Below are 19,077 nucleotides of genomic sequence, written 5' to 3'. Positions count from 1 at the left end.
TCAGCTTGGCGTAGGCCGGAACAGCGTGCGGCCGTGGGGGAGTGCGTGTTCTGATTGCGCGTGTAGCCATGGTCTCTCTGTCGTTCAGGGCCCGAAGGCGTATACAATACACGGGCTCACAGCGCCATCGCCGTAGTTTTCCTTACCGCCCGGGGGCCGGAGCGGATCTCCATTCTCTCAAAACCATGGCAATTTTCAAAACAGAAAACCTGGCCCTGCTCGATCGGCAGCGCGCTTTGCCGGACCCGCGCCACACCGTCATGCTGGTCGATGACATGGACGCCAACGTGTCGGTCATGGCGGCAATCCTGCGCCCGCACTTTCATTTGGTCGAAGCACGCGACGGCCAGGAAGCCCTGCGTCTGATCGGCGCGCTGCCGCCGTCGCAGGAACTGGCGTGCATCGTCAGCGATCACCGCATGCCGCGCATGAGCGGCGTGCAGCTGTTCGAGCGCACCTCGGTCATGCTGCCCGATACCCTGCGCATCCTGGTGACGGCTTACCTCGACCTCGATGCTATCGTCGATGCGGTCAATGCCGGCCAAATTTATCGCTTCATCGCCAAGCCATTCGACGCCAGCGGTTTCCTGCTGGCGGTGCGGTGCGCGGTGGCCACTTTCGAGCATCGCCGCCTGCTGGACGCGTATCACCGCGCGCTGCAAGACGCGTCGCCGGTCCTTCCGGCAGCGGCGACGGCACTGCGCGAGCAGGCCCTGGCGGCGCGCGCAAGCCTGGCCGCGCTGGAAGCGCAGGCGCGGGCCACGCTGCCCACATGACATATCGGTAATCGATCGGTAATTCCCAGCGGCCTAGAATGCGCCGACAACAAGAGGAGACCGATGAATACCATTACTTTATCAATCGCGGCCGGCATTGGCGCGTCTGTCCTGGGGGCGTCCTTCGCGCAGGCGGCAGGCGCCATCGTCGGCGTGCACGCGGCAGCGCCGCAGGTGATCGTGGTCGAACTGCAAACCGCCACCACCAACGAAGCCGGCGGCACGGCCACCCGGCCCGATGTACTCGACCTGGCCCTGTCCAAATGGACGGTCAACGGCCAGGCGGCGCTGGGGATCAGCCGCATGTCGACACCGTACGACGAGCAAAAGGCGCTGGCCACCACGAGTCCCAACCTGTTCCCGGTGACGGTGCGCCACAAGATCTATCTGCGGCTCGACAAACCGCTGGCCCAGGGCCAGCCGTACACCATCGCCACGCCGTACGGCGCGACGCGGCTGGCTTTCGACAGCCGCGTCACCTACTGCGAATCGATCAAGGTCAACCAGACCGGCTACAGCAAGCTGGCCAGCTCGCGCTTCGCCAATTTTGGCGCGTACCTGGGCGACGCCGGCTCGCTCAAGCTGCCCGCCGGGTCGCGCTACGAGGTGATCGATGAACGAAGCGGCAGGACGGTGCTGGGCGGCGAACCGCAATACATCAAGGACGATACCGCAATCGCCAGCGCCAGCTCCGGCGAGCATGTCTACCGACTGCGGCTCGACCAGTTGGTCGAGGGCGGCCCTTACTTCGTGTCGGTGCCCGGTTGCGGGCGTTCGCGCTCGTTCGCGATCGGCGACGACGCCAGCCGCAAGATCGCCTATGTTTCGGCGCGCGGCCTGTATCACCAGCGTTGCGGCACGGCGCTCAAGCAGCCGTACACGCGCTACACGCGCGAAATGTGCCACGCCACCGTGGCCGATACACGCACGCCGTGGGTGTCGACGCCGGTGCTTTCGGTGCCGGACAACGCGCTCATGAAGCCGCTGATCGGCGGCCATCACGACGCCGGCGATTTTGACCGCCGCCCGATGCACACCATCATTCCGATCCTGATGCTGTCGTATTTCGACGCCTTCCCCACCCACTTCGTCGACCGCCAATACAACATTCCGGAGTCCGGTAACGGCATTCCCGATTTCGTCGATGAAGCCCTGTGGGCAGTGCTGTCGTGGGAAAACCTGCAGGTGATGGACACCCACGATTCGCAGTTCGGCGGCGTTCGCGCCGGCACCGAAATGAACCGTCATCCGGCCTACGGCGTGCACAGCGCGGCCAGCGATCCCGGGCGCTACGGCACCTGGGCGGTCAGCGAAGAAGTCACGGCGCTGTCGGCCGGGATCTTCGCCCACGCCGCCCGCGTGATCCGCCCGCACGATGGCGCGCGCGCCGACGCCCTCGTGCAACGCGCCCGGCTCGCCTGGAGATATCTGGAAAAGACCGCGGCACCGGGAGCTGCCAAGGCACGCTTCATGTATCCCGCGCTGCAGCTGTACCTGGCCACCGGCGAGGCACGCTATCACACCCTATTCAAGAACGCTGCGCAGGCCATCGTCGTCAGGGATGGCACCTGGCCCGAGCAGTATTTACCCGGCAATGCCAGCGCCGCGGTGCAGAGCGCGCATTTCGTCAGCTACCTGACGGCGCATGGCCGCGCGGTCGATCCGGCATTGACGCAGGCGCTCAAGGACCGCATCGTCTACTTCGCAGATCGCGGCGGCTACGTCGGACCGGCACCGGAAAGTCAGGCCTACCCGCAGGGCGCCACCAAGTTCCTGTCATGGGGTGCCACCACGACCCAGGGAAAATATGCCGACGTGTACGCGTTCGCGTCCCTGTTTGCGGCGAATGACGCCAGGAAGCAGACCTACATCAATGCGGTCAGCCAGTATGCCGACTTCTCGCTGGGGCTCAATCCCTTGGGACGCTCGTTCGTGACCGGGCTGGGAACGGACACGCCGCAAAGTCCGGCGCATCTCGATTCGTACTTCACCAAGTACGGACTGGCGGATGGCGCCGGCGCCGATCCGCACCTCAAGGCGATCGGCAATGTGCCGGGGATCGTGGTGTACGGGCCGACCGAGGGACGCAGCGGCGCGGCGTATCAGACGGCGGTAAGCAACAAGCTGTATCCGTCGTGGGACCGGTTGCCAGTCCTGCGGCGCTGGGGCGACGGCTGGTCACTCATTAACAGCAATGAGTTCAGTACCTGGGAGACCATGGTGTGGAATGCGGCGATGCACGGTTTCCTGTACAACGCCAGCCAGGACCCGAAGGCGACCAGCACGCCGGCCGAATGCGATGGCGCGACGTGTGCGCAGACAAAACCGAACGCCTGCGTGATCGAACCGGCAACGGGCGCGCTGGCGTTGAGCGCACTGGCGAACAATATCGTGTGCGTGCAGCGTACCGATAACTGGGCGCAGCAGCGTGTGGTGAACGGGAAGGCGCGGTTTGCCACACCAAGGGCTGCGCCGGGCACGCGCGTGTATGGGTTCAGCGGGATGAACAGCTATGGAGCGTGCACCACCAAAGTGGCGCAGCTGACTTGCGAGATGCCTTAATACCTGCCGCCCCCGCGCCAGGGCGGCGCGGGGGCGGCAGGGGACTAACTCAGGTTTTCGAGGCGGATCTTGACGACCTTGCCCACCACCGTACCGAGTGCTTCGATCTTGCCGATCGCCGCATCGATGTTCTTTTCCTGCGTCTGGTGCGTCAGCATGATGATGTCGGTGCGCGTTTCGCCTTCGCCCGGTTCCTTCTGCAGCACCGCATCGATCGAAATCCTGGCGTCGGCCAGGATACGCGTCAGGTCGGCCATCACACCGAGTTGGTCCTTCACATACACCCGCAGGTAGTAGCTGGTGGTGATCTCGGACATCGGCAGGATCGCCACGTTGGTCATCTGGTTCGGCTGGAACGCCAGATGCGGCACGCGGTATTCCGGATCGGCCGTCGCCAGGCGGGTGATATCGACCAGGTCGGCGATCACCGACGACGCCGTCGGCTCGGCGCCCGCGCCCTTGCCGTAGTAAAGCGTGGCGCCAACCGCGTCGGCCTGCACCAGCACCGCGTTCATCGCCCCTTCCACGTTGGCGATCAGGCGCTTGGCGGGAATCAGGGTCGGATGCACGCGCAGTTCGATCCCTTCCACGCCATCAACCACGGTGCGCTTGGTGATGCCCAGCAGCTTGATGCGGTAGCCCAGCTGCTCGGCGTAGCGGATGTCGACCGCCTGCAGGCTGCTGATGCCTTCCACGTGCGCCTTGTCGAACTGCACCGGGATGCCGAACGCGATCGACGCGATGATGGTCGCCTTGTGCGCGGCGTCCACGCCTTCGATGTCGAAGGTCGGATCGGCTTCGGCGTAGCCCAGTTCCTGCGCCTGTTTCAGCACGGTGGCGAAGTCCAGCCCCTTGTCGCGCATCTCGGACAAGATGAAGTTGGTGGTGCCATTGATGATGCCGGCCACCGATTCGATGCGGTTGGCGGTGAGGCCTTCGCGCAGCGCCTTGATGATCGGGATGCCGCCCGCGACCGCCGCCTCGAACGCCACCATCACGCCCTTGGCCTGGGCCGCCGCAAAAATCTCGTTGCCGTGCAGCGCCAGCAGCGCCTTGTTGGCGGTGACCACGTGCTTGCCGTTGTTGATCGCCTTGAGCACCAGGCTCTTGGCGATGCCGGAGCCGCCAACCAGTTCGACCACGATGTCGATGTCGGGATGGTTGACCACCAGTTCAGGGTCGTTCACCACCTCGCAGTCGGTGCCCACGATGCCGCGCGCGCGCTCCACATTGCGCACCGCGACCATCGCAATCTCGATGCCGCGGCCGGCGCGGCGCCGGATTTCTTCCTGGTTGCGTTTGAGGACGTTAAAGGTGCCGGCACCAACTACGCCGAGGCCGATCAGGCCGATTTTGATGGGTTTCATAGTCTTTATCTGGAAGAGGTATCAGCCGCGCCCGTGGCGGCGTCGGTAGCCGTCAAGGAAGCGCGCAATGCGGCCGCAAGCGTCGGTCAGGTCGTCGGAATTGGGCAGGAATACGAGACGGAAGTGATCCGGCGCGATCCAGTTGAAGCCCGTTCCCTGGACCACCAGGACTTTTTCTTCGGCCAGCAGGTCGTAGGCAAACTGCTGATCATCCGCGATCGGGTACATCACGGGGTCGAGGCGCGGGAACATGTACAGCGCAGCTTTTGGCTTCACGCAGGTCACGCCCGGAATATCGGTTAAGAGTTTGTGCGCCATGTCGCGCTGGCGCAGCAGGCGTCCGCCGGGACCTACCAGGTCGTTGATGCTCTGGTAGCCGCCCAGCGCGGTCTGGATCGCGAACTGGCCCGGCGCATTGGCGCACAGGCGCATCGAGGCCAGCATGTTCAAGCCATCGATGTAATCCTTGGCGTGGCGTTTTTCGCCCGACACCACCATCCAGCCGGCGCGGTAGCCGCAGGAACGGTAGTTTTTCGACAGGCCATTCAGGGTGATGAACAGCACATCGTCGGCCAGCGCGGCGATCGAGTCGTGCTGCTCGCCGTCGTACAGGACCTTGTCGTAGATTTCGTCGGCCAGGATGATCAGCTGGTGCTGGCGCGCCAGCTCGATGATCTCCAGCAGGATCTCGCGCGGATACAGCGCGCCGGTCGGGTTGTTCGGGTTGATCACCACGATCGCCTTGGTGTTGCTGGTGATCTTGCGGCGCATGTCGTCGATGTCGGGGAACCAGCCGGCCTGCTCGTCGCAGATGTAATGCACCGGGTTGCCGCCCGACAGGCTCACGGCCGCGGTCCACAGCGGGTAATCCGGGGCCGGGACCAGCACTTCGTCGCCGTTATTAAGCAAGCCGTTCATGGCCATGACGATCAGTTCCGACGCGCCATTGCCGAGGTAAATGTCTTCGATGGTCACGCCGCTGATGTGCTTGCTCTGCGTGTAGTGCATGACCGCCTTGCGCGGCGCGAACATGCCTTTCGAGTCGGTGTAGCCGGCGGCGCCGTGCATATTGAGGATCATGTCTTGCACGATCTCGTCAGGCGGGTCGAAACCGAACACGGCCAGGTTGCCGATGTTGAGCTTGATGATCTTGTGGCCTTCTTCCTCCATCTGCTTGGATTTCTCCAGCGCGGGGCCGCGGATTTCGTAGCAGACGTCGTCGAGCTTGTTCGATTTCAGAATCGGTCGCAAAATATTTCCCTGTTCAGTGGCGCTTTGTTGCAGTGCGAAAAATACCCATTCTGCCGAAAGGAGGCGATTTAATCAACCTGAGGTTTGCGGCAAAGTGGGCAAAAACCCGTGAAATGGTGTCGCTTTGGCGTATGTTTCGTGAAAATTCGCGGTTTACTGGACTTTGTGGCATGCTAACGCCACGCGCAGCGCCCGAGTGCCCTGCATCACCTTTTCAGTGCCCATGCCATGAAGCTCCATTCCAGCACCACCCAACAATACCAGACCGTGACCGGTTACGACCAAACCGGGGTCGAAATCAACGCCCAGCGCTTCGATTACAGCCTGCTGGTGATGCCCGAGACGCCGCCGCGCGCCTGGGACGTCCCCGATTTCGATGCGCTCACGGCCGAGCATTTCGAGAAAATCGAACAGGACAAGCCGGACGTGGTCATTCTCGGCACCGGCGCGCGCCAGCGCTTCGTGCATCCGAAGCTGATCGCCGCGCTGCTGGAGCGGCGCATCGGCTGCGAGTGCATGGATAACAAGGCGGCCTGCCGGACGTACAACATCCTGATGGGCGAGGGGCGCAAGGTGACGCTGGCGCTGATCCTGGGCGAGGCACGATAGCATTCGCAAGACCGCTACCGCCCAATCCGTCGTTTCTGGCAGTGCCAGGAACGACGAATCGCAGGCTAGCGGCAGCGGCGATGATTGATCAGTTCTTGCAATCGGACACCCCGCCCCCATATATTGTCCGCCCAAACACGTTTCCCCCTCCCCTGTTGCGCTGCGGGGTATAAAATCAGCGCTGACTCACCTTCAGGAGAGAACCTGTGGCTGATAGCCAAACTGCAGCACCTTATACCGATTTCTCCGCCGTCATGACGGGCGACAAGCCGTTCCAGCTGTCCGGCCGCCCTGCCCGTTACACCGTGCTGTACTTTTACCCAAAAGACAATACGCCCGGCTGCACCACCGAAAGCATCGCTTTCCGCGAGCTGCACGCGCAGTTCCAGCAAGCCGCTACCGAAATCTACGGCATCAGCCGCGATTCGCTGCGCTCGCACGATGGCTTCAAATCCAAGCTCGGCCTGCCGTTCGAACTCATTTCCGACCCCGAGGAAGCCGTGTGCCTCCAGTTCGGTGTGATGAAAATGAAGAATATGTACGGTAAGCAAGTGCGCGGCATCGAACGCAGCACGTTTGTAATTGACGCTGATGGTAAATTAATGAAAGAATGGAGAGGCGTGAAAGTCCCTAATCACGCCGAGGACGTGCTTGAATTTATCAAGAGCCAAGCTTGACAAGGACTGCTCGCATCCAGGGAACCCTGTCGATCAACCCGCAGCAGAACCCGATTACACCAGACATTTTGAGTCACACCTGCCGTTTTCCGCATCATCCCAATCTGGCGGCCTGCCGGCCCGGCCACTATGCCGGGCCCGACCACCACCCCCTTAGTTCGCACAGCCGCATCGAGCCCGCCGCCACCAGCGCCGCCTGCGCCGACGCCTCCGGGCTATCCTCCTGCACCTTTTTAGATTGAGACCCTGATGCCACTGCCAAAAATCCCCACCAAGCCAGCCACCCTGCTGCTGGCCGAAGATTATCCAAAAGCCGACCGCAGCAAGCCCGCCGCCGTGCAGGCCGCCAAGCCGAAACTGAGCGCGGTCGCCGAGATCGCCGCCGAGCCGGTTGCCAAGGCGCCGGCCAAAACCACGCGCGCCAAGGCACCGGCCAAGCAAGCCGCCCTGGTCGCTCCGCCGCCGGCGCCACTGGTTTCCTCGCCGCTGGTGATGGAAACCCCGGTCGCCAAACCTGCCAGCCGCGGCAAGGAAAAGCAGCCGCTCGACCTGGAAGCGCCGCACCCGGCCAAGCACAAGGCGGTCGAGATGACGGTCAAGTCCTCCACCAGCCGCAATGCCGACCAGACTGGCAAGACCAAGATGTTCGTGCTCGACACCAACGTGCTGATGCACGATCCTTCGTCGCTGTTCCGTTTCGAAGAGCACGATGTCTACCTGCCGATGATGACCCTGGAAGAGCTCGACGACCACAAGAAGGGCATGTCCGAAGTGGCGCGCAATGCACGCCAGGTCTCGCGCACGCTCGACGCGCTGGTCGGCAGCATCGACGATGGCGCCATCGAAAACGGCATTCCGCTGGCCAAGCTGGGCAACAAGGATGCCAAGGGCCGCCTGTTCTTCCAGACGCGCCTGCAGAGCGGCCCGACCCTGCCCGAAGGCCTGCCAGTCGGCAAAGCCGACAACCAGATCCTGGGCGTGGTGCGCAACCTGGAAGCGGAGCAGCCGGGCCGCGCCATCGTGCTGGTGTCGAAAGACATCAACATGCGCATCAAGGCGCGCGCGCTGGGCTTGCCCGCCGAAGACTACTTCAACGACCACGTGCTGGAAGACAGCGACCTGCTGTACTCGGGCATCGTGCAGTTGCCGGACGACTTCTGGAACAAGAACGGCAAGGACATGGAATCCTGGCAGGAGAACAAGAACGGCGTCTCCTCGACCTTCTACCGCGTCACCGGCCCGACCATGCTGACCTTGCTGGTGAACCAGTTCGTGTACCTGGAACCGAAGAATGGCGAAGCGCCGTTCTACGGCCAGGTCAAGCAGCTCAATGGCAAGACCGCCGTGATCCAGACCCTGCGCGACTTCAGCCACAACAAGAACAACGTGTGGGGCGTCACCGCGCGCAACCGCGAGCAGAACTTTGCGCTGAACCTGCTGATGAATCCGGAATGCGACTTCGTCACCCTGCTCGGCCAGGCCGGTACCGGCAAGACCTTGCTGGCCTTGGCGGCCGGCCTGGCGCAGGTACTCGAAACCAAGCTGTATAACGAAATCATCGTCACCCGCGTCACGGTGCCGGTGGGCGAAGACATCGGCTTCCTGCCGGGTACCGAGGAAGAGAAGATGGGGCCGTGGATGGGCGCCTTCGACGACAACCTCGAAGTGCTCAACAAGTCCGATTCGGATGGCGGCGAGTGGGGTCGCGCGGCAACGCAAGACCTGATCCGCTCGCGCATCAAGATCAAGTCGCTCAACTTCATGCGCGGCCGCACCTTCGTGAACAAGTTCCTGATCATCGATGAAGCGCAAAACCTGACGCCGAAACAGATCAAGACCCTGGTCACGCGCGCCGGTCCCGGCACCAAGATTCTGTGCCTGGGCAATATCGCGCAGATCGACACGCCTTACCTGACCGAAGGTTCGAGCGGCCTGACCTACGTGGTGGACCGCTTCAAGGGCTGGTCGCACAGCGGCCACGTGACCCTGGCGCGCGGCGAACGTTCGCGCCTGGCCGACCACGCGAGCGAAGTGCTGTAACACGCCGCGTTCCGACCAGCCGCACCCGTCAAAACGGCCCCTGTCCAGTCATCTGGACAGGGGCCGTTTTCTTTTGGCGCGCGCTACCTCACTTCGCAATCGACCGCTGCCGCCTTGCCCGGCACGCTGGCGTTTTGCGCACCCGGCGCCAAAAGCGTGCTGAACGCCGGCGGCGGCGTGAACTTGAGGCCCGGATTGACGGGCATCATGACCGGCGGCTTGAGCGGACTGGCGGTATAGCCAAACTGCCCGGCCGAAAAATTCATGCTGCCGCCGGTATTCGACATCGAAATCGCCCCATCGATCACCGACACATACAAACCAGGGGGCAGCCCCGCCGGCGTGCGCACTGCCGATGGCGCGCCCGGTGCAGTCATGCCAACCTTGCTTGTCGGCACATACTGCGCAGTGAAGGTGGTGCCGCGAATGCCGATGGTGGCGCTGGGCGTCTTGAGCGAAAACTTTTCCTTGTTGCGCTTGCCCAGCAAGCCGGTCAGCGAGCGCAGTCCGCCCTTGATCAGGCTGAAGCTGGCGCTGTCGGCGTCCGGCTTGGCGGCCTCGTAAGCGAAGGCCTCCACCTTGAACGTGGTGCCCGGCTGCAAGGTGATTTCGCTGTTGTCGATGAAGCGGATCTGGGCGTAGGTGTTCTTTTCGGACACCAGGGTATCGCCCTGCTCCACTTCCGACTTCAAGCCCAGCACCTTGACGCTGCCATCGGCCTTCTTGACCATCAGCGGACCGCTCAGGTTGACGATGGTACCGGCCACCTGCGCCGCCCACGCCAGTCCGAACGAGGTCGCCAGCCAGACACCCGCGAGCGCCTTAGTTGCAATACGTCTTTTTGCGCAGTTCACTCGCGTCTCCTTTAATCGTGCTCGTATCGGCGGTTTTGATGCCGGCTTTCTTGCTGTCCGTTTTTTCCGGCGCCTTGCTGTCGGCGGACGGCGTCACGCTGTTGATGACGTTGATCGTGTTGACGATGACTTCCTTGACCACGCCGTCGGCGAGTTGCTGCGGCGGCGCCACCACCGTGCATCCGGCCAGCGCCGGATTGGCAACGCAGCTGTTCACCGGCGGCAGCACCACGCTGCAGCCTTGCAGGCCGGGACTGCCCACGCACTGGGCCAGGGTCGGCAGCACCACGCTGCAACCGGCTGCGCCCGGGGTGGCCACGCACTGGCCCAGGCCCGGCAGCACCACCGCGCAGCCGGGCGCCGATGGCGTGGCGACGCACTGCGCAAGCGGCGGCAAGACCGCCACGCAACCGGCCAGGCCAGGCGCCGCCGCGCACTGCGCCACGGTGGGCAAGACCACGTTGCAGGCCGCCAGCGATGGCGTCACCGTGCATTGCGCCAGGGTCGGCAACACCACCGAACAAGCGGGCGCGCCCGGATTGGCGACGCAGCTCTGCAAGCTCGGCAAGACTGCGCCACAACCCGGCAAGCCGGCATTGCCGACGCACTGGTTCAGGGTCGGCAGTACCACGTTACAACCCGGCACGGCCGGATTTGTTGCGCACTGCGCCAGGGTCGGCAGCACCACCGAGCAGCCGCTGGCGCCCGGATTGGCCACGCACTGGCTCAGCGAGGGCAGCACCACCGCGCAGCCCGGGGTGGCGGGATTGGCCACGCAGCGCGACAGCGATGGCAGCACCGCGCTGCAACCGGGCAGGCTGGTCGCGGAAATGCATTGGGCCAGGGTCGGCAGCACCGCCGCGCAACCGGCCTGGGTCGGCGCGGCCACGCACTGGGCCACGCTCGGCAGCACCACCGAGCAGCCGGGCAGGCCGGGACTGGCGCTGCACGCCGCCAGCGATGGCAGCACCACGCCGCAGCCGGCCTGGGTCGGGCTGGCGACGCAGGCGGCCAGGGTCGGCAGGACCGCCACGCAACCGGCGCGCGAGGGTGTCGCCAGGCAGGCGGCGAGGGTCGGCAGCACCGCCGCGCAGCCGTTGGTGGCGGGCGCGGCGATACAGGTAGTCAAACTCGGCAGCACTTGCGCGCAGCCGGGCTGGGTCGGATTGACGACGCACTGGGCCAGGGTCGGCAGCACCACGCTGCAGCCCGGGGTCGATGGCGCGCTGGTGCACACGGCCAGGGTCGGCAGCACCACGCTGCAACCGGCGGCAGTTGGCGTGGCGATACAGACCTTGAGCGATGGCAGCACCACGCTGCAACCGGCCGCGGCGGGGGTGGCGATGCAAGCGCTGAGCGCTGGCAGCACCACGCTGCAACCGGGGGCCGCTGGCGTCGCCACGCACTGGCTCAGGGTCGGCAACACCACGCTGCAGCCGGGCATGGCCGGATTGGCGGTACAGGCGTCGACGCTGGGCAGCACGGCGGCGCAGTAGGACAGCGTTGGATTGGCGCTACAGGCGCTCACCGCGTCGGCCAGCACCGTGCTGCAGCCGGCCAGGGTGGGCGTGGCGATGCAGGCGTCGAGCGTCGGCACTTTCCCCGGCACACCCGACACCGCGCCGCTGGTGCTGGCAATGGTGCCGGTGCCGCTGAGCGAGGCGGCGCTCACCGAAATATTGCCGGACGTGGCGCTGACGCTGCCATCGTTGACGATCGCGCCGGCCACCATCGAAATATTGCCTGCGCCGGAGGCCACGCTAGCGCTGGTGCCGATGGTCAGCATGCCGCCATTACCGGCTTGCAAGCCGATCGCGCCGCCATTCGATGCCACGCTGCCATTGATGGTCAGCGGACTCTCGGTCGACAGTTTGATCGGGCCGCCGAGGCTGCTCACGACGACCGGCATGGTTGTCACCGGCTCCTCCTTGAGCACGGTCATGCCGCCCTTGTTCGCAATCGTGATCGCGCCCATGTTGTTGCCGCCGTTCTGGGTGACGCTGCCGAGGTTGAGCGTGCCGGTATTGCTGATATTGATCGGCCCGGTGCTGCTCTCGATGGCGTTATTGGCCGTCAGGAAGGCCGTCTGGGTGTAAAACGGCGTCGACGCGGAGCCGGCCTGCTGCCGGGTCTGGATCCCGATCGCCGCGGCGCGCGCCGGCGCCGTGGCGCTGTTGCTGACGCTCTTACCGGACAGCACCAAGGCGCCCGGCGTGATGATCGGATCGCGCAGGTTGATGGCGCCGTCGCCGGCCTTGATCGCCAGCTTGCTGGTCGGTGTCAGGCTGGTCGACAGGTCGAGCGCGCCATTGATGTCGACCGCGCCGGTCTGCGCCAGTTCGCCGCCGATGGTCAGCTGGCGCGTAAAGATCTTGTTCAGCTCGCTTGTGTTCAGCCCCAGGCGCGCGCTCGCATCGAGCGCGTTGTTGCCGAGGTGAATATTGGTAGTGGGATTGCCGGGGCTGAGCACCACCAGGCCGCCGTTGCTGCCGGTGCCGGTGATGTTGGCACCGATGTTGATGTTATCCGACGCCAGCAGCACATGGTCGGCGCCGAGGGTGGCGCTGGAAGCGGTGCTGATCAGCCCGGCCCCGGCGCCGAAGCGTTCCAGCGCCAGCTTGCTGCCGGTGCCGGGTAACAGGGTGATCGGCGCGTTGAGGTCGATGTTGCCGCTGGTGCTCAGGCGCAGCAAGCGCGTTTCGGCCGGGGTGAACTGGCCGCCCAGCGCCGCGTAGACGCCGATCTTGCCGCCGTATCCGGCGCCGCCGATGGTCAGTTCCTGCGAATGAATCGGATTGAGGTCGAATGGCGACAGTTGCAGCACGCCGGTCATGGGCGCGCCGCTGGCGATCGCGATGTCGCGGCTGGCGCTGTACGGGCTGATGCTCACCGTCGGACGCTGCGCCAGCGCCGGCCCGATCAGGCCGCCGGGCATGCTGACATTGTCGGCCACGATGGCGATATCGCCGCCGCCATGCACGCTTCCGTTCGCCGCGAGCAGGAAGGTATCGACCGCAGTGACGGCCATGAAACCATCGCCGACGTCGACCAGGGCGCTGCCGGTGTTGCCGATCCTGACATTCTGGCCGCTGAGCGACAGCTTGCCGCCGCCAGTGCCGAGTGCGCCATTGATGGCCACGCTGCCGGTGCCGCTCGCGTACGGCGCGACGTTGGCGCTCAAGCTCAGGTCCCCGCCCGAGGTCGTGATGGCGGCATCGACGGCAATGTGATTGCCCGCTTCGACAGACAGTTTGCCGGTCGTGCCGCCAGGCCGCGTGATGGCGCCGTTGATCAGCACATCGTGGCGGGCCTGGATCGTGATATCGGTCGCCGGCGCCGCCGCGTTGAGCATCGCCGAATCGATCAAGGTCATGGTGTTGGCCGGGGTATCGGCAAATTCATCGACCGTGTCGAGCAGGTCGGTGCTGCCATTGGCGCCGATGGTCACGTCGTACGGGTCGAGCAGCCAGGTACCGTGCGCGCCGGTCTTGACACGGATGCCGTTCAGGTCCAGGTAGTGGCCCGAGGTTTCCACCCGGCCGCCCTTGCCGCCCGCAGCCGAAATGCTGCCGAAGGCGCGCGTGGCGCCATCCGACCACAGCACCACGGTGCCGCCGTCGCCGCTGCCGGTGGCGTCGGCCCGGATCGAGGCCGCCTTGCCCATCACCGTCTGCTGCGCATTGCGCACCAGTACGTTCTTGCCCTGGTAGCCGCCGCCGACCAGCACGCTGCCGCCGCCGGCTGCGCCGCTGGCATCGATGCGGGCGTCGCCGGTCAGGCCGACCCGCTCGCCCTGCACGCTGATCTCGCCGCCTTTGCCGGCCCCGGTGGCGCTGGTGACGCTGCCCGCTTCCAGCAGCGCATCGGCGCTCGCCTTGAACACGATCTTGCCGTTGGCGCCGACCTGGGCGCTGTTGGCGCTGACCAGCCCGCGCTGCCTGACGAGCGCGCCGTAGATGCCGATCTTGCCGCCCTGGGCGATCAGCTGTCCCAGGTTGAGCGCGGCGCTGGCCGGGCTTGATACCACCACGTGCAGGTCGGGATTGCTGGAATCGACCAGTTGCACGCTGTGGCCGGCCGCCAGCACCACCTCGCCCTGCGGCGAGGTGATGATGCCGCTGTTCTCGACATTGGGCGCGATCAGGAATACCTTGCCGCCGCCGGGCGTGGTGATCGCGCCCTGGTTGACGATGGCGCCGGCCGCCGGCGTTCCGTTGAAGTTGCGCTTGCCGGCCAGGAAGTCGGCATTCGAGAGATTCAGGGTCGAGGCGGCCAGGCCGCCCACATCGATGCGGGCGTCGCGCCCGAACAGGATGCCGTTCGGATTGATCAGGAATACCTGGCCGTTCGATTGCAGCGCGCCGAGGATGCGGCTGGGATCCTGCCCGCTGATGCGGTTGAGCACGGCGCTATTGGCATCTTGCTGGATAAAGCGCGTGATGTCGCCGGCCGCCACTGAAAAGCTCTGCCAGTTGATGATCGTGTTGGGCGTATTGGTAATCGAAAAGACATTACCCTGCTGCCCGAAGGTCGCCTGGCCGGCCACCACCTGCGGCGAGCCTGGCGCGGCGTGGGACGCGGGAACGCCGCCGAAGGCCAGCAGCAGCAGCAGCGACAAGGCCAGACAAGGACGCTTCAACAAGCGCGGAAGAGGGTTCTGGATCATCATTGGGTTCACCTTTAGTAGGCCAGGCCTACGCGCACATGTACTTTGTTCTTGTCGCTCACGCCGGCATCGCGGCGCAGCACGTGGCCGTAATCGATCTGCATATTGAGCGAATTGCCCATCGAAAAACGCCAGCCCAGGCCGGCGCTGGACACCGTGGCGCGCGCCGCTTCGCCCGGCAGCGCCTCATTGCGGCGGCCATGGGCGGCGTCGACAAAGCCCAGCACCCGGCACTGCCAGCGCTGGCGCGCGGCGCAGAAGTTGGGGCTGTAGACTTCCAGGTTGGCCAGCAAGCCCGAATCGGTGGACACGGCGCGCTCGTCAAACCCGCGCACCGAGGACGCGCCGCCGGCGCCGAACTGCTCGCCCGGAACCAGCGCGTCGCCGGTGAGCTGGCCGTTCAGCAGCGCGCGCAGTTGCCAGTCGGCGCCGAAAGCGCGGTTCAAGCCGGCTGCAAAGCGCGCCACGGTGTAGCCTGCCTTGGCGCCGGAACGGGTGCGCGCGAAATCGGCGCTGCCGCCTCGGCTGCCGCCCGGCACGTTGCGCACCAGTCCGGCCGAGAAGTTGACTTCCCCGCCGGCCAGCGGCGTGCTGGCCAGATACGTCACGCTGAGCGGATGGACGGTGATGTCGTTGCCAAAATTCTGGCCCGCGAGCAGCACGCTGTTCTTGTACGCCTTGTGGTCCAGGCCGTACACCAGACGCGGATCGAGGCTGCCGCGCCGCGCCAGGGTCTGGTTGTAGCGCAGCCCGGCCACCGTGCCCTTGCCGCTGACGGCCAGGTTGAAGATGCCGGCCGTGACCGCGCCCGAATCGATGTCCGAATAGCTGGCGTACAGGTCGAGCGAATCGCCCAGCTCGTAGAACGGCATGTGGTAGCCCGCACCGTACACGCTGACCTTGCCCGGTTCCTCGACCGTGGTGGTGTACTGCACGCTGCCCACATGGTCGCGTCCCCACAGGTTGGCGTGCTGAAGCACCACGCCGGCGTGGGTCTTGCCGGTTTGCCCGGTGCCGCTATTGTCGACGTTGAGCATGGCGCTCCACGGCTTGTCGTCGACCACCGCCAGGCGGGCATCGAGTTCATCGTCGGCGCTGCCGTTCTGCAAGTTCAGGCTGATCTTGCGGGCCGGATTGTCGTTGGCCATGCGCAGATTGGCCGACACGCGGTCCAGCTTGGGCGTCTGGCCCGGCCGCAGGGCCGGCAGGGCGCGCCGCACGTTGGCTTGGTCGACCACCTTGTTGCCGCTCACCAGGATGCGGCCGATTTTGGTTTGCACCACGTCCAGCCGCACCACGCCGCGATTGAGTTCCTGCTCCGGCAGGCGCACCGTGACCACCTGGTAGCCGCGCGCGTGGTATAGCGCTTCGAGCGCTTCGAGCGCGCGCTGGACATCGCCGAAATCGCGCCCGCTGCCGGCGAACGGTTGCAGCGCGGCATCGATCTCGGCGGCGGCGAGCAAGGTATTGCCGGCCACCTCGAAGCGGCCGATATCGAAGCGGATAGGATCGGTCGCGGCGGGTTCACTCCCCCAGGCCGCGCCCACGGCGGCGGCCAGCAAGGCGCCGGCGGCGAGACGAGAAAAAGGTCGGTTCATGAATGAGCTCTGCGGTGTGTTTTTATCGTTGGCATAGGTTCAACCCCGGAAAAAAGCAGTGGCAACGCGGCTTGCACTTGTCTGTCGAGTGTAATCGCGCTGTCTCGTACGGGTGAGAAATTCACGCCCGATCCGGCGGATTTCCGCGAAGCGTTGTATGGCGGAGTCAACAGACGTTGAGAGAATGACAAATGCGAGCCAAAACGATCACATGCGGCGCGCTATTTCGTGTCGAAAGTGGTAACACCATCCCAGCCCGGGGCCGGCGGCTTGGCGCGGTACAAGCCGATGCGGTCGAGGTAAAGCCGGTACAGGATGCAAGCAGGCTCGTCAGCAAGAAGCTGGTTGAGGATGACCTCGGCGGCGTCCCACTGCTGCGCGCGCACCAGCGCCAGTGCGTTGTGCCAGGTGGCCAGGCGCGCGCTGGCCGCGTCGTCCAGCGCACCCGCCGGCCCGAGCGGCTCGAAGATGGCGACCGGTTCGTGCTTGCCCTTGACCCGCACCAGGTCCAGTTCGCGCCAGGCGAATTGCGGCGCGGCGTGGCGAGTCGCCTCGCCCGCCGCGATGCCCACGCCGTACACCTTGGTGATGCCTTCCAGGCGCGCGCCGAGGTTGACGGCGTCGCCCATCACTGTATAGGCGCGGCGGATTGTCGACCCCATGTCGCCCACGTGCATCAAGCCGCTGTTGATGCCGATCCCCACCTTCAGGGGCGGCCAGCCGCGCGCCTGGAACTCGAGGTCGAGGCGCGCGGCGCCGGCCTGCATCAGGAGCGCCGTGGCCACCGCGCGCCGGGCATGGTCGGCAAAGGCCACCGGCGCGCCCCAGAAGGCCATGACGGCGTCGCCGATATATTTATCGAGCGTGCCGCAGTGGCTGTCGCGGATATCTTCCGACATGGCGGTCAGGTACAGATTGATATATTCACGCAGGACCTTGGGCGTGAGCTGCTCCGAGATGGTGGTAAAGCCGCGCACGTCGATGAACAGCACGGTCAGTTCGCGGCTTTCGCCATCCATGGTGTACTGCTCGGGGTTTTCAGCCATTTCGGCCACCAGTTCGGGCGCGACGTACTCGCGAAAGCGCGACACCAGCGCCTGGCTCTTGCGCACCTCGACAAAGTAGCCGAAGCCGAGATTGAGCACGAACAGCGCCAGGATCAGCAGCACCAGCACGGCGGCGTTGAGCACCATGTCGGATTCATAATACAGGTAGAAATTGATGCCGATGGCCGCCGCCAGCGCCGCCGCCGTCAGCAGCACGGCGCGCAGGGGCGTCAGCAGCGCCGGCGCCAGCGCCAGCACCAGGCCGAAGACCAGCACTTGCAGGCACTCGAACAGGTAGGCCTCGGACGGACGCGCCTTGAAGTCGTTGTCGAGGATCGACTTGAGCAGGTTGGCGTGCACCTCCACGCCCGGGTATTCCGGGTTGACGGGCGTGACGCGCAGGTCATTAATGCCGGGCGCGGTGGAGCCGACCAGTACCAGCGCGCCCTTTAACTGCGCGGGCGGCACCGCGCCGGTGAGCACGTCGGCCGCCGACACGTAGCGGAACGCGCCGCCACCCGGCCCGCCGCGCCCGCGAAACTGTATGTAGGTGGTCAGCCCCTCGCCCACCGGAATGCGCAGCTGGCCGCGCGGCAGGAACAGCGAGATGAAGGCGGCACTGCCGCTATCCTTTTGGGCGTCCGACAGTTGCTCCACGGAGGTGTCGAAATACGGCGCGATGGCGCGCGCCTTGAGGTACACGGCCGCCGTGGCCAGCGACAGCGAGGGATAGTAGGCGTCGCCGATGCGCTGCAGCAGGATGGAGGAGCGGATCACGCCATCGGCATCGGTCGACGCGGTGAAAATGCCGGCGCCGGCGGCGGCCTGCTGCAGGCGCGCGATATTGGCCTCGTAACCGTCCGAGGTATAGGCCAGCAGCGCGCGCCCGTTCAGGCTCTCCAGGGTGAACGCGGGGGCCGGCAGCACGCCCTTGCGCAGCTTGTCCGATACGTTGTAGCCGAGGACCACGTTCTGGCCACGCAGGGCCTCGGCCAGCAAGCCGTCGTAATCCATGCCGGCTTTCAGGCCGGCCAGCTGCGCCTTCAAGCCCGCCACCCCGGCCAGTTCATCGTTGGCCAGGCGTTCGAGCACGGCGTAGCCGGACGAGGTATCGGGCTCGGGAAAGGAAATGTCGAAACCGACCGCGCCCGCCCCATAGTGGCGCGTGAGCTGGGTCACCAGATTGGCCTGGATATCGCGGCTCCACGGAAAGCGCCCGATCGCGGCCAGGCTTTTTTCATCGATATCGACGATCACCACGCGCGCATCGAGCACGGGCGCCTCGATGCGCATGCGCAGGCCGGCCACGAAACCGTCCATGCGCTCGATCGAATCGCTGTGAAAAAAGCCCAGCGTGGAGAGCGCCGCCGCCACGGTCAGGGCCAGCCCGAGCAGCCAGCGCGGACCGTACTTGCGCAGCATGCGCGCACGTTTTGTCATCGGTAAGAAGCTTGCATGAAGATCCACCCGCCCATCTCAGGATGCCGCCGAACCATTACTTGGCGGTAATTCGAGTGTAGCGCCACCCGCCGGCCCTGTACACCGCCGCACGAAAAGCGTGGGCAAAAGGGCACGAAAGCGGGCGCGTCCGATTCCGCAGATAAATTGTGCAGCCATGCGCAGGCAAAACC

Annotated in this window: 11 protein-coding genes; 5 read left to right on the top strand and 6 right to left on the bottom strand. The window is 65.2% G+C overall.

Going from position 1 to position 19,077, the window contains the following annotated elements; genetic code table 11:
• Nucleotides 1-185: 185 nt before the first annotated feature.
• Complete coding sequence (locus PO883_RS14470; RefSeq protein WP_289310393.1) at nt 186-776, top strand: response regulator; 591 nt, start codon at nt 186-188, stop codon at nt 774-776.
• A 63-nt stretch (nt 777-839) separates the two neighbouring features.
• Complete coding sequence (locus PO883_RS14465; RefSeq protein WP_289310392.1) at nt 840-3,338, top strand: glycoside hydrolase family 9 protein; 2,499 nt, start codon at nt 840-842, stop codon at nt 3,336-3,338.
• 44 nt (nt 3,339-3,382) lie between these two features.
• Here the strand turns inward: PO883_RS14465 and PO883_RS14460 are convergent, their stop codons facing one another.
• Entirely contained in the window at nt 3,383-4,705 is a 1,323-nt protein-coding gene (locus tag PO883_RS14460) for a homoserine dehydrogenase (RefSeq protein ID WP_289310391.1), read from the bottom strand.
• Nucleotides 4,706-4,726: 21 nt separating this feature from the next.
• On the bottom strand, nt 4,727-5,956 hold the full coding sequence (locus PO883_RS14455) for a pyridoxal phosphate-dependent aminotransferase (RefSeq protein ID WP_167088429.1): 1,230 nt from the start codon (nt 5,954-5,956) through the stop codon (nt 4,727-4,729).
• Nucleotides 5,957-6,184: 228 nt separating this feature from the next.
• On the opposite strand from PO883_RS14455, the gene PO883_RS14450 reads away from it, so the two are divergent.
• The 3 genes from PO883_RS14450 (at nt 6,185) to PO883_RS14440 (ending at nt 9,282) form a co-directional block, all read left to right on the top strand.
• Nucleotides 6,185-6,565, top strand: coding sequence for an Mth938-like domain-containing protein (locus PO883_RS14450; protein WP_289310390.1), 381 nt, complete (start codon nt 6,185-6,187; stop codon nt 6,563-6,565).
• 206 nt (nt 6,566-6,771) lie between these two features.
• Nucleotides 6,772-7,242, top strand: coding sequence for a peroxiredoxin (locus PO883_RS14445; RefSeq protein ID WP_289310389.1), 471 nt, complete (start codon nt 6,772-6,774; stop codon nt 7,240-7,242).
• A gap of 249 nt (nt 7,243-7,491) precedes the next feature.
• Nucleotides 7,492-9,282 carry a PhoH family protein gene (locus PO883_RS14440; protein ID WP_289310388.1) on the top strand — a complete coding sequence of 597 codons (1,791 nt, stop codon included), beginning with the start codon at nt 7,492-7,494 and terminating at the stop codon, nt 9,280-9,282.
• A gap of 83 nt (nt 9,283-9,365) precedes the next feature.
• Here the strand turns inward: PO883_RS14440 and PO883_RS14435 are convergent, their stop codons facing one another.
• From PO883_RS14435 to PO883_RS14420, 4 genes are all read right to left on the bottom strand, one after another.
• The gene (locus PO883_RS14435) at nt 9,366-10,136 is read right to left on the bottom strand and encodes a FecR domain-containing protein (protein WP_373890067.1); all 771 of its coding nucleotides are present in this window, start codon (nt 10,134-10,136) and stop codon (nt 9,366-9,368) included.
• Nucleotides 10,105-14,805, bottom strand: a complete 4,701-nt coding sequence (locus tag PO883_RS14430; protein ID WP_289310387.1) for a filamentous hemagglutinin N-terminal domain-containing protein — start codon at nt 14,803-14,805, stop codon at nt 10,105-10,107. Before PO883_RS14430 ends, PO883_RS14435 begins: the two co-directional genes overlap by 32 nt.
• A gap of 11 nt (nt 14,806-14,816) precedes the next feature.
• Nucleotides 14,817-16,400, bottom strand: a complete 1,584-nt coding sequence (locus PO883_RS14425; RefSeq protein ID WP_289310386.1) for a ShlB/FhaC/HecB family hemolysin secretion/activation protein — start codon at nt 16,398-16,400, stop codon at nt 14,817-14,819.
• A 221-nt stretch (nt 16,401-16,621) separates the two neighbouring features.
• A complete protein-coding gene (locus PO883_RS14420) occupies nt 16,622-18,886 on the bottom strand; it encodes a CHASE2 domain-containing protein (RefSeq protein ID WP_289310385.1) in 2,265 nt (754 codons plus the stop codon).
• Nucleotides 18,887-19,077 lie beyond the last annotated feature (191 nt).

Origin of the sequence: Massilia sp. DJPM01, from assembly GCF_030348125.1 — a bacterium.
GTDB classification, from domain to species: domain Bacteria; phylum Pseudomonadota; class Gammaproteobacteria; order Burkholderiales; family Burkholderiaceae_D; genus Telluria_A; species Telluria_A frigida.
This window is presented reverse-complemented; position numbering and strand designations above follow the sequence as displayed.